Origin of the sequence: uncultured Ellagibacter sp. (assembly GCF_934643285.1) — a bacterium.
Lineage (GTDB): Bacteria > Actinomycetota > Coriobacteriia > Coriobacteriales > Eggerthellaceae > Ellagibacter.
Window position 1 is genome coordinate 1 of sequence record NZ_CAKUBT010000020.1, and the last position, 12,434, is coordinate 12,434.

Here is a 12,434-nt window from a genome sequence, read left to right on the forward strand (position 1 = left end):
ACACCTTATCCTCGTCTGTATACAATGCAGCCTCCGCTCCGACCGGTTCGACCGGTCCAACTTTTTGCCGCAGTGCCCAACTGGCTCGACATTGCAAGCGGAGCCAAGCCCAGCGCCGCGATGCCGAAGAGAACGTACTGGATCAAATTGAGCGTCACGCGTTCTTTGAACCGCAGTCCATAAAGCAGGATGAAAACGCCCGACAGCATGGCCCCGAGCCATATGAACTCCGAAGACATGCCCTCTTGACCGCCATTCAGGCATACGAACAGGGCAAACGAGAACGTGATGCTGTAACAGAGCATCTGCATAAGGGGGAATAGGAAAGCTTTTCTCGGTATCTTTCGTTCAGGAGAAGGCCCAAGGATTCCACTCGGGACAACCTCCTCGTCAGCCTTTGCAAGCTCCTCGGGTCCCCCCTCCCCTATGCAAAGGGCCAGGTCTTTTTGCTTGCATCCGACAATTGAGAGCCAGTATGCGAGAACCGGGAGCACGAGAACGGAAATGATTGCCGGCAAGGACTGCCCTGGCTGCATGCACGCAAAGGTCGCAATGGAGCAGCTCAGCAGCGTCGAAAACGCGAGGAGTAGAAAGGCGCTCTCGGGCTTGATACGAAAAACGCCGTAGACCATATGAATCAAGATGAAAGCCGCACCGCAGCCGAACAGAAACCACAACGCATAGTGGATGGAGTACGGAAGCGAGCCCCCTACGGGAAAAGCAAGCAGCAAAGCACTTATCCCAGCCATCGGCGACAAGACGAACGGAAGAACCATGAGAACAGGCCCGTCGAACACTTTGCCCTTGCCGGAGCGCATTACGAGAAACCAGACGACAAGCATGACCGCCGAGCCGAGCAGGGAACATCCTTTCAGCCTGAACGCCAACGGCTCCTCGACCACGACCGAGGAGCTCCAGTACGCCAAAAAGACCGACGCCCGTTAGTCCGCGGCGCCGCCCGATGCCGTGCCGCCACCTGAGCCTGCGCTCGGCAAGCCAGCGTGGCCCAAGTCGTAGTTCGTGAGCAGAAGCTCAGCATCGCGCGCGATGCTGTCGCGCTTGCGCGGCGCGGGAACGACGCCCGACCCCTGCTTGAATTCGAGGTTCTCGCCGGAATCGTCCACGTCCACGTCCACGATGGAACCGCTCTGCCACTTGCCTTCCAGAATCTGCTCGGAAAGCGGATCCTCCAGCAAGCGCTGGATCGCGCGGCGCAAGGGACGCGCGCCGAACGTCGTGTCGGTGCCCTCCTTCGCGATGAGCTTCGTCGCCGCAGGCGTCAGGTTGATCGACATGTTCTGCGCAATCATACGCTCGCGCAAATCGGCCACCATAAGGTCGACGATCTGGGCGATCTGCTCGTCGGTGAGTGACTTGAACACGATGATCTCGTCGATGCGGTTCAAGAACTCGGGCCTGAACAGCTTCTTCATCTCAGCCATCACGCGGCTTTTGATCTCCTTATCGGAAAGCCCCGCATGGTCGCTGCCAGAGAAACCGAGCGGCGTCGTCTGCGCGATCTCGCGTGCACCGACGTTCGACGTCATGATGATGACCGTGTTGCGGAAGTCGACCGTGCGGCCCTGCGCGTCGGTCAGGCGCCCCTCCTCGAGAATCTGCAGCAGGATGTTAAACACGTCGGGATGCGCCTTCTCGATCTCGTCGAAGAGCACGACCGAGTACGGCTTCTGGCGCACCGCCTTCGTGAGCTGGCCTCCCTCGTCGAAGCCGACGTAGCCCGGGGGCGAACCCACCAGGCGGCTCACGCTGTGCTTCTCCATGTACTCGGACATGTCGAAGCTCAAAAGCGCGTCCTCGGAGTTAAACAGAAACTCGGCGAGCGCCTTGGAAAGCTCGGTCTTGCCCACGCCCGAGGGGCCCAAGAAGATGAAGCTGCCTGCCGGGCGCTTCGGGTCCTTCAAGCCCGCGCGGCTGCGGCGAATGGCCTTCGAAAGCGCCGTCACGGCCTCGTCTTGGCCGATGACGCGCTCGTGCAGCACACTTTCCATGCGCAGAAGCTTCTCGGTTTCGGCCTCAGTCAGGTTGGACACCGGCACGCCCGTGGTCATGGAAACCACGTCGGCGATATCTTTCACCGTGACCTGGGAAACCTGCTTGGAGGTATCTTCTTCCCACTTCTTCTCGGCCTGCTCGCGCTCGGCTTTAAGCTTGCTCTCCTTGTCGCGCAACTCGGCTGCGGTCTCGAAATCCTGCGCGCCAATGGCCTTGTCCTTCTTGGAGCGAACCTCGCGCAGCTGGTCGTCCAAATCGCGCAGCTCCTTGGGCAGCGTCATGTTGCGGATACGCATGCGCGCGCCGGCCTCGTCGATCACGTCGATCGCCTTGTCGGGCAGGAAGCGGTCCTGGATGTAGCGGTCGGACATCTCCACGGCGGCCTGGAGCGCCTCGTCGGTGAAGTGCACCTGATGGTGCGCCTCGTAGCGATCGCGCAAGCCGCCCAGGATGCGGATGGCCTGCTCCTCATTGGGCTCGCCGACGGTGATGGGCTGGAAGCGACGCTCGAGCGCGGAGTCCTTCTCGAGGTGCTTGCGGTACTCGTCGATGGTCGTGGCGCCGATGACCTGGATCTCGCCGCGCGACAGCGGCGGCTTCAGGATGGCCGCAGCGTCGATGGAGCCTTCTGCCGAGCCCGCGCCGATGAGCGTGTGCATCTCGTCGATGAACAGGATGATGTCGCCCGCGTCCTGCACCTCTTTGATGCACTTCTTCAGGCGATCCTCGAACTCGCCGCGATACTTGCTGCCCGCCACGAGCGCGGACACGTCAAGGGTGAACAGGCGCTTATTGCGCAGCAGGTCGGGCACCTGGTTCGCGACGATGAGCTGCGCGAGCCCTTCCACGACGGCGGTCTTGCCCACACCCGGCTCGCCGATGAGCAGCGGGTTGTTCTTCTGGCGGCGCGAGAGCACCTGCATGACGCGCTCAATCTCGCCCGCACGGCCAATGACCGGGTCGAGCTTGCCGTCGGATGCCTTCTTGGTAAGGTCGGTGCCGAACTCCTTGAGCATGCTGTCGGGAGACGCCCCCATCGCGTCGAATGCGCTGCGGCCGGCATAAACAGGGCTCTGCCCCACCAGGTCGTTCAAGGCGCCGCGGATGTCGTCGCCCTTCACGCCCAAGCGGCCGAGCACGTCGAGCGCCGTACCCTCGCCCTCGCGCACGATGCCCAAAAGCAGATGCTCAGTCGAGATGTAGGACTGCCCCATCTGCATGGCCTCGCGCAGGGAGTTCTCGAGCACGCGCTTCACGCGCGGGGTGAAGGAGAGGTGGCCGGAGACATCAGCGCTCTCATCGATCGTGACGACCTGTCGGATGGCCTGCACCACCGCGTCGTACTTGACATTCAAACGCTCGAGCGCCTGGGCGGCGAGGCCCTCCTTTTCCTGAATCAGCCCGAGCAGGATATGCTCGGTGCCCACATAGGGCTGGTGAAGGCTGCGGGCCTCGTCCTGCGCCAGCACGAGCACCTTGCGCGCCTTGTCGGTGAACTTGTCGAATGACATGTATCCTCGTTTCTCACAAGGTCGTTTGTTTGCGATTCATACTAGCACTCTTGTCAAGTGAGTGCTAATGCAGAGAAAGTCCGTATACATAATACAGAAAGCAGCCCGAAGCAAATCAACAAGACCCAAACAAATCGAAGGCGGTTCGGATGCATCAAGGACGCATGACGGGCTGCCCATGATACGAAGAAGGCCGCCCGGACATTTGCCCAGACGGCCCTTCAAGACTATGCGATCCGATAAACGCTTAGTACAGCTTCGCACCTGCGGGGATGCGGTCGCTCACCATGAGCAGGTTCAGGCGCTCCTCGGTGGCGTCGCCTTCGACCTTCTCCTCGTGCACGGCGGAAAGCAGCATGCCGCAGGACTCGATGCCCATCATCTTGCGCGGCGGCAGGTTGACGATCGCGATGAGCGTCTTGCCTACGAGCTCCTCGGGCTCGTAGTACGCATGGATGCCGGACAGGATGACGCGGTCGTCGCCCGTGCCGTCGTCGAGCGTGAACTGCAGCAGCTTCTTGGACTTGGGCACGGCCACGCATTCCTTCACCTTCACGGCGCGGAAGTCGGACTTGCTGAAGGTGTCGAAATCGACCTGCTCCTCGAACAGCGGCTCGATGACCACCTTCGAGAAGTCGATTGGCTCGGGTTCGGATGCCGCCTCGGCAGCCTCCGCCTTCGCAGCGCGCGCCGCCGCGGCAGCTGCTGCCGCCTTTCCGCTCGCAGGTGTCTCGTCCTTCATATGCGGGAAAAGCAGCACGTCGCGGATGGTGGCGGAGTCGGTGAGCAGCATCGTCAAGCGATCGATGCCCACGCCCACGCCGCCCGCCGGCGGCATGCCGTACTCGAGCGCGCGGATGTAGTCGGCGTCGTAGCCCATGGCCTCGTCGTCGCCCATATCCTTCGCCTCGACCTGGGCGCGGAAGCGCTCGGCCTGATCGACCGGGTCGTTCAGCTCGTTGAAGGCGTTCGCGTACTCGTGTCCGCAGATGAACAGCTCGAAGCGCTCGGTGAGCTCGGGGTTGTCAGCCTTCTTCTTGGCGAGCGGGGAAATCTCGAGCGGATGATCGCACACGAAGGTGGGCTGCACGAGCTTCTCCTCGGCTACGGCCTCGAAGATCTCGCTGATGAGCTTGCCCTTGCCCCATGCGTCTTCTGCATGCCCGCCGTTTTTCTCCAGGATGGCGACGAGCTCCTCGCGCGTGCGATCGAAGGACACTTTCTCGCCCGCGTGCTCACTTGCGAGCTCCATCATGGTCGCGCGGCGCCATTCGCCCGACAGGTCGATCTCGGTGCCCTGGTAGGTGACCTGCAGCGTACCGCACGCCTCCATGGCGGCGGCCTGGATGAAGCCCTGCGTGAGGTCCATCATGCCGTCAAGGTCGGAGAACGCCTGGTAGGCCTCCATCGTGGTGAACTCGGGGTTGTGGTATGGGTCCATGCCCTCGTTGCGGAACTGGCGGCCAATTTCGAAGACCTTCTCGAAACCGCCCACGAGCAGGCGCTTCAGGGGAAGCTCGGTCGCGATGCGCAGGAAGTAGTCGCGGTCGAGCGCGTTGAAGTGCGTGACGAACGGCTTTGCGTTCGCGCCGCCCAAGATAGGATGCAGAAACGGCGTTTCGACCTCGTAGAAGCCCTGCTGCTCCATGTAGCGGCGGATGGCTGCCACGATCTTGAAACGCTTCTCGAACGTGCTCTTGACCTCGGGGTTCATGACAAGATCGACGTAGCGCTGACGATAGCGCGTCTCCTTGTCGGCCAGGCCGTGGAATTTCTCCGGCAGCGGGCGCAGCGACTTGGACAGAAGCTCGTAGCCCGTGACGGCGACGGAAAGCTGGCCGCGTTTCGTGCGCATCATGGTGCCGTGCACGCCGATCCAGTCACCCACGTCGAGATCTTTCATCGCGGCGAAGACTTCCTCGCCGAGCGCGTTGATGCGGCAGAACAGCTGGATGTCGCCCGTCGCGTCGCGCAGCTCGAAGAACGCGATCTTGCCCTGAACGCGCTTGGCCATGATGCGGCCCGCCACGTCGACTTCGTCCTCGGTGGAGGCGCCGTCTTCGAGCGAGGCGTACTTCTCGTCGAGGTCGGTCAGGTGATGCGTGTAGTGGAACGCGTGGCCGTAGGGGTTCTCCCCCGCCTCGATAAGCGCCGCGCGCTTCGCCTTGCGAACCTCGATCGGGTCGTCTTCGATTACTTGCTTGGTAGTTTCGTCAGCCATGCTAATCCTAGTGCTCGATCTTGAGGATTGTCATCTTGATGACGCGGCCAGTGGGGCCGGTGGTCTCGATCTCGTCGCCCTTCTTGTTGCCGAGAAGCGCCGCGCCCACGGGGGACTCGTTGGAGATCTTGCCGGCGGCCACGTCGGCCTCGGCGCCGCCCACGATGGTGAAGACGCGCTCGCGTCCGCCCATGTCAACGGTGACGGTGGAGCCGATGGTCACCTTCGAGGAGCGCTTCGGCGCCTCGACGACGGTCGCCTCGGAGAGGATGCGGCCGATCTCGGCGATGCGGGCTTCCATCATGCCCTGCTCGTTTTTCGCGTCGTCGTACTCGGAGTTCTCGGAGATATCGCCGAACTCGCGGGCGACCTTGATGCGCTCGCCTACTTCGGCGCGCTTCTCGGTCTCGAGGTAGTGAAGCTCCTCTTCAAGCTTCTGGCGGCCCTCCGGCGTCAGGATGTAGTTGCTGTCTGCCATGGTCAGTCCCTTCAAAAACACGAAGCGGCGCATCGTTGGATGCACCGTTTTCCCACTCAATCCCGCCATTTGGGATTAAACATACGAATGCGGCGCACGCTTACACCACCGCGCGCGCCGCAAAAAACCATCGATGTAGATGGGCTTTTACTCGCTCTTCTTCTTGACCGTCTTCTTCACGGTCTTCTTTGCGGGCGCTTCTTCCTCTTCGACTTCCTCGACTTCTTCCTCGTCTTCAGCCTCTTCGATTTCCTTCTTGTCCTTCTTGCCGGCGCCCATGCCGTCGCGCAGGTTCTTCACAGTCTTGCCGAGAGCACTGCCGAGCTTCGGGAGATTCTTCGGCCCGAAGATGAGCAGGATGACTGCAAGGATGATGAGCAATTCCGGAGTGCCCATGCCAAAGATCTTCATACATTCCTCCAAATACGTTCCGTTACGCGACGAAGCCGCCGTTGGATGCAGTGTTCGCGCTGAGCAGAAAGGGTATCACAACTGGGGAATAACGGCGCAGATGGACAGAATTAACATATGCGAAACAACCCGCAGAAAAGAAAAACGGCGGCCTCCGAAGAGACCACCGTTTCGAATTCGATGGTCGGGATGACAGGATTTGAACCTGCGGCCTCTGCGTCCCGAACGCAGCGCTCTACCAAGCTGAGCCACATCCCGAAGTGCTGTTTGCGACAGCAAACGATATATTACCATAACGATTCCGCTTGGCAAGCCCCAATTTCGAGAGAGTTAGCGCGAAGTTGAAGAAGGTGCACTTCCCAACCCTTACCTTACCCTGCCGAACCCTTGCCCTACCCTGCCCTTACCGGAAGATGTTCGGGGAACTCGCAAGGTGCGGGTTGTCCGCCGCGGCCTTCTGCGGCACGATCATGCACATGATGGTGCCCTCCGAAATGACGTCGCCCGCATCGTCGCGCGCACATACGTTCCAGAACAGCTTGCGGTAACCCTTCGAGCTTTTCTCCTCGCGGTCGAGCGTGGCTTCGCCATGCAGCGTGCCGTCGGTGCCGCTCTTGCGATGCGTGACGTTCACGTTCACCCCGAAGGACAGCTCGCACGACACATCGGTTTGAAGCCCAGTACCGAGGCTTGCCGCCGCTTCGAGCAGCGTGATCGTAGCACCCCCGTGCACAAAGCCGAACGGCTGGCGAATGGCATCGGTGATGGGAAGCTCGGCCCGCACGTACGTGCCGCTCGCCTCGGGAAAGGTGATTCCCAGCAGTTCGTTAAAGCTCACGAAAGCGAATCTCCTTAGGTTGCTTGCAGATGGGGCGCCTGAGGCAGGACGGGAGTCGTCAGCGAAACGGGGCCGGGCGGCTCGGGCGGCTTCCCCGCGACCACCGTCTCGCTCGCGTACGACTATCTCCCTCGAGAGGGGCGGTCGGTGCCGCCGCGGCGCTTGCGGGGCTCCTCGCGCTCGGGCACAGGGGGAATGGCGCCGGTGCCCGCCTGCACCATCGCGTCGATTTCCTTCGCCATCTTGTCGGCGCCTTCCAGACGGTTCTTCTCGGTGCCTTCCATGGCCTTCTTGCCCTCGCCTTGGAAGGTCTTCGTGCGCTGGATGAGGATGGCGCCGATCAAAAACGGCATCCAGAACACGATGCCACGATACACAAGCCCGATCGCCGTGCCCGCTGCGGCCGTCTCGCCGAACATCGTAAACGCCACGACCACCGCGGCCTCCACGACGCCGACGCCCTGCGGCGTGATCGAGATCATAGCGAACAGCGTCGCCACCACATAACCGCAGATGAGAACCTCAGGGCTCGTCACACCGAACGCCACACCCACGAGCGCGAAGCAGCTCAGCTCGCACGTCGACGCGATAAGAGAGCAGCCGTAGGCCTTGAGCGTCGGCTTCGGGCTGTGGCCGATCAGGCCCGCCGCCTCGGAAAACGTGGAGGCGATGTTCTCGACCCAGGGTTTGAGGGGCGGCTTCTTGAACAGGCCGCGGATGCGGTTCACCAGCCGCTCGATGGGGCGCAGGATCTTCAGCATGAGCGCTGGGCGCTTGCGGCCCAAGACGAGCACGCCGATCATGCAGCCCACAAGCAGCATCACCACCATGCCCAAAAGGAACCACACGGGGGAAAGGCCCACCGTGACCAACAGGATAAGGAACGCCAAGATCATGATGGTGCAGAAGGCGCCGTCGATCGTGATCTGCATGAGCAGAGCCGCCGACGTGGCCTTGCCGGGCGAAATCCCGCGGCGACGCGCGTCGTCGACCACGAGCGTAGTGCCCGCCAGATTGAGCGACGGCGCGATCGTGTTCATGAAGAAGGTGCCGAACACGAGCGGCAACGTGGTGCGCGGCGCCATATGCTCCCCCACCGCGCGGAAGCACGACGAGTACGCGAAGCTCTGCGAGACGTACTTGCACAGCTGGGTGAGAATGGCCGCGACGAGCGGGATCGTGGAGCCGCGCTGCATGGTCTCGGCGAGTTCGGCCAGCTGGTCGCCCCGCAAGAACACCACCGCCAAAACGATGATGAGCACGAGGCCGACCAGCAGATTTCTGATGCTGAACTTCACAGTTGAGGTTCGTCCCTGTCCCTAGTGGCGGAAGTGGCGATGGCCGGTGAAGACCATGGCGATGCCATGCTCGTTGGCGGCCTGGATGCACTCCTCGTCGCGGATGGAGCCGCCCGGCTGGATGATGGCGGTCACGCCCCACTCAGACAGCGTGTCCACATTGTCGCGGAAGGGGAAGAACGCGTCGGACGCGCACACCAGCCCCTCGGCCGGCACGCCCATGCGATCGCACGCCTCGTGGGCGCGCTTGCACGCGATGAGTGCGGAGTCGACGCGGTTCGGCTGGCCGGGGCCCATGCCGATGCCCGCATGGTCGCGCGACACGAGGATGGCGTTGCTCTTCACGCCCTTGCACACGCGCCACGCGAAGAGCAGCTCGTGCATCTCCTCGTCGGTCGGCTTGCGGTCGGTGGGCACCGTGAAGGTGGCGGGGTCTTCGGCGACGCGGTCGACGTCCTGCACGAGGATGCCGCCGTCGACCGAGCGGAACTCGAGCGCGGAAGGCGCGTCGACGCCGCCGGTGGCGAGCACGCGCAGGTTCTTCTTCTGCTGCAGAAGCTCGAGCGCGTCAGGCGCGAACGAGGGCGCGATAAGCACTTCCACGAAGAGATGGTTCTCGTTGATGTGATCGACCACATCCTTCGTGACCTCGCGGTTTGCCGCGATGATTCCACCGTAGGCGCTCTTCGGGTCGCACGCGAAGGCCTTGTCGAAGGCCGCAACCACGCTTGCGGCAGTGGCCGATCCGCACGGATTCTGATGCTTCAAGATGACCACGGCGGGCTCGTCGAACTCGCGCACGAGCGACCAGCAGGCGTCGGTGTCGAGGATGTTGTTGTAGGAAAGCTCCTTGCCGTTGAGCTGCTCGGCGTTCACGAGGCTGTGCTCGCTCTCGAAGTCGGGCAGACGGTAGAAGGCGGCTTCCTGATGCGGGTTCTCGCCGTAGCGCAGCCCCTGCTGCTTGACCATGTACAGGTCGTAGTAGTCGGGGAACTCGCCTTCGCCCTCGGCCTCGAGGGAGTCGTCCTCCTCGGCGAGCTGTTCGAACATCCAGTCGGCGATGGCCCCGTCGTAGGAGCTCGTGGTCTCAAACACGTTCAAGGCCAGACGGGCGCGGGTCGAGCGCTTCGTGGCGCCGTCGTTTTCGCGCATCTCGGCCAGGATGTCGTCGTAGCTTTCGGGGTCGGTGACCACGGCCACGCTCTCGAAGTTCTTCGCGGCGCTGCGCAGCATCGACGGGCCGCCGATGTCGATGTTCTCGATGCAGGTGCCGAAATCGGCGCCGGATTCCACCGTCTTCTCGAAGGCGTACAGGTTCACGACGACCATGTCGATCATCTGGATGCCGTGCTCGGCGGCTTCTGCCATGTGCTGGGGGTTGTCGCGCTTCGCCAAAAGCCCGCCGTGCACCATCGGGTGCAGCGTCTTCACGCGGCCGTCCATCATCTCGGGAAAATTCGTCACCTCGTCGATGGGGGTCACCGGAACGCCCGCCTCGGCGATGACCTTCGCGGTACCGCCCGTCGAGATGATTTCCGCGCCGAACTCATCGTGCAGCGCACGCGCGAAGTCGACGACGCCCGTCTTGTCGGTCACCGACATGAGGACGCGTTTGATTTTGGGATCAGCCATGTATGTTCTCCTCTCAAGAGTTGGAACTTATTCAGGGTGCGCGGCCCTACGCCCACCGCGCACCTCGCGCAAGCCAGGAAAGCGGTCGCTATCGTCCAAGCGACTGATCGTGCCTTTCGCGGGCCTCATCACTGTAGCGCTCCTTGTAGCGCACGTCGATGAGCTCTGCGACGATAGCGATCGCCAATTCGGCGGGCGTCTTCGCGCCGAACTTCAAACCGATGGGGCGCTTGATGGAATTCCACTGCTCCTCGGTGACGCCGCGCGAGGTCACGAGGTCGTGCACCGTGGTGTTCTTCCCCTTGCAGCCCATCATGCCCACATAGTGCACGTTGTGGCGGACCGCCCACACGCACGATTCGGGGTCGAACATGTGCCCGCGCGTGAGCACGCAGACGTAATCGGCGGGCGCGGCGTGGTACTCGTCGAGGCCGTCGAAGTTGTCGCCCGGAAGCTCGATGCGCGCGGCGTCGGGGAAGCGCTCCTCGGAGATGTAGGCGGGGTCGTAGTCGACGACCGTCACCTTGAAGCCGACGTGGGTTGCAAGCGCGGAAAGCTCGCTCGCGGCGTCGGAGGCGCCTAGAAGCCACACGTGCACCTGGTCGAACAGTGCGACGGAGCGCCAGGTCAGGCCCTCGAACTGCTCGTTGTGCATCGAGGGGCCGCGCGTGACGTCCTTCATCTGGAATATATCGCGCGGACTCGGCGTGCGCGAGGACACGATTTCCTTCGCGTCGTTGCAGAAGAAGACGAGCGGCTCGCCGTCGGCGGAACCCTGGTCGCCGTACTTCTTGGTGACCTCGTTGTCGGTGTTCTTCTGCGCCTCGGCGGCGTCGTAAATCACCTTGAAGCCGAGCCACGCCAGATCGCCCTCGTCAACGGCGCGGATAGCGCGCTCGAACGTGGGGATGTCGGCCTCGGTCAGGCTCTTCGCGATGACGTCGAGATATTCGGGGGCAACGTGGTTGTTCCCCGCGAGCGCCTCAGCGGAAAAGCAGGGGAAATCCTCCGACGAGAGCTGCGGGGTCCGGCCCGCCTTCAAGTCGTCGATGATGGATTGCAGCACGGCCTTGTTCATAGAGCTGTCCTTTCTTCAAACCGTTTCCCGACGCCGGCACCGAGGAGCCTTAAGCGTCGCGCCGTCGACGCCGGTGTTGGGGCAGGCGTCGCGTTCCCGACGCCGCCGCGGGGTGGCGCCGCGGTTGACAACGTCGGCGCAGAGGGCCGGCGTCGCAGTTGCCATCAGTTGATGTGAACCTTGTTCGTGGAGGGGTCGACGGCGACGCGTCCTTCGGCGATCAGCCCGATGACCTCGGGATAGAGCACGTGTTCCACATCGTGGATCTTCGCCTCGAGCGTGTCGAGCGTGTCGTTTTCGGCCACTGTAATCGCGCGCTGCGCAACGATAGGGCCCTTATCGTAATCGGCGTTCGCGAAATGCACCGTGACACCCGTCACCTTCACGCCTGCGTTAAACGCGTCGGCGATGGCGTGCGCGCCCTTGAACGACGGCAGGAGCGCCGGGTGCAAATTGAGCACGCGATTGGGGAACGCGTCGAGCATGACGGAGGTCACCTTGCGCATGTAGCCCGCCATGACCACGTATTCCGCGCCCGCTTCTTGAAGCGCCTCGACGATCTGCGCGTCGGCTGCGAGCACGTCGGCGTATTTCTCGCGATTCATCACGAGCGTGGGAATTCCCGCCGCACGCGCGCGCTCGATACCGTACGCGTCGGGGCGCGACGACACGACGAGCACGATGTCAGTGGGCAGGCCCTCGGCAATCGCGTCGATAATCGCCTGCAAGTTCGTTCCGCTGCCCGAAAGCAGCACGCCAATCTTAAGTCTGTCGGTCACGTAACCGCCCTTTCGACTGGGAGTCAAACCCAGCAAGCACTTCGAATCGTTATCGTCAGATAGTATACGCGTTGGCCTTGGAGTTCATTAGGCGAGAGGGAGCATCGGCTGAACTTCCTCAGAAATAGAGCCATCGCACGATCTTTCGCCGTTTGCCTCCGCCTCGCCTAAAAAG

At 62.4% G+C, this 12,434-nt stretch carries 10 protein-coding genes and 1 tRNA gene; all 11 read right to left on the bottom strand.

Features of this window, described 5'->3' with window-relative positions; translation table 11 throughout:
* Positions 1-5: 5 nt before the first annotated feature.
* The gene (locus Q0I65_RS07990) at positions 6-926 is read right to left on the bottom strand and encodes a hypothetical protein (RefSeq protein WP_296062140.1); all 921 of its coding nucleotides are present in this window, start codon (positions 924-926) and stop codon (positions 6-8) included.
* A 15-nt stretch (positions 927-941) separates the two neighbouring features.
* Positions 942-3,524, bottom strand: coding sequence for an ATP-dependent Clp protease ATP-binding subunit (locus Q0I65_RS07995; protein ID WP_296062143.1), 2,583 nt, complete (start codon positions 3,522-3,524; stop codon positions 942-944).
* Positions 3,525-3,771: 247 nt separating this feature from the next.
* Entirely contained in the window at positions 3,772-5,745 is a 1,974-nt protein-coding gene (gene lysS, locus Q0I65_RS08000) for a lysine--tRNA ligase (protein ID WP_296062145.1), read from the bottom strand.
* Positions 5,746-5,752: 7 nt separating this feature from the next.
* Positions 5,753-6,223 carry a transcription elongation factor GreA gene (gene greA / locus Q0I65_RS08005; protein ID WP_276997304.1) on the bottom strand — a complete coding sequence of 157 codons (471 nt, stop codon included), beginning with the start codon at positions 6,221-6,223 and terminating at the stop codon, positions 5,753-5,755.
* A 147-nt stretch (positions 6,224-6,370) separates the two neighbouring features.
* Entirely contained in the window at positions 6,371-6,634 is a 264-nt protein-coding gene (tatA, locus tag Q0I65_RS08010) for a twin-arginine translocase TatA/TatE family subunit (protein ID WP_158050355.1), read from the bottom strand.
* A gap of 181 nt (positions 6,635-6,815) precedes the next feature.
* A tRNA-Pro gene (locus Q0I65_RS08015) sits at positions 6,816-6,892 on the bottom strand.
* 145 nt (positions 6,893-7,037) lie between these two features.
* Complete coding sequence (locus tag Q0I65_RS08020; RefSeq protein WP_296062152.1) at positions 7,038-7,472, bottom strand: PaaI family thioesterase; 435 nt, start codon at positions 7,470-7,472, stop codon at positions 7,038-7,040.
* Between the two features lie 122 nt (positions 7,473-7,594).
* Positions 7,595-8,770: a lysylphosphatidylglycerol synthase transmembrane domain-containing protein gene (locus Q0I65_RS08025; protein WP_296062155.1), complete on the bottom strand. Its 1,176-nt coding sequence runs from the start codon at positions 8,768-8,770 to the stop codon at positions 7,595-7,597.
* Positions 8,771-8,791: 21 nt separating this feature from the next.
* Positions 8,792-10,402 carry a bifunctional phosphoribosylaminoimidazolecarboxamide formyltransferase/IMP cyclohydrolase gene (gene purH / locus Q0I65_RS08030; protein ID WP_296062157.1) on the bottom strand — a complete coding sequence of 537 codons (1,611 nt, stop codon included), beginning with the start codon at positions 10,400-10,402 and terminating at the stop codon, positions 8,792-8,794.
* Positions 10,403-10,490: 88 nt separating this feature from the next.
* The gene (locus tag Q0I65_RS08035; protein WP_296062160.1) at positions 10,491-11,480 is read right to left on the bottom strand and encodes an XdhC family protein; all 990 of its coding nucleotides are present in this window, start codon (positions 11,478-11,480) and stop codon (positions 10,491-10,493) included.
* A 164-nt stretch (positions 11,481-11,644) separates the two neighbouring features.
* On the bottom strand, positions 11,645-12,259 hold the full coding sequence (gene purN, locus Q0I65_RS08040) for a phosphoribosylglycinamide formyltransferase (RefSeq protein ID WP_296062163.1): 615 nt from the start codon (positions 12,257-12,259) through the stop codon (positions 11,645-11,647).
* Positions 12,260-12,434: the final 175 nt, after the last annotated feature.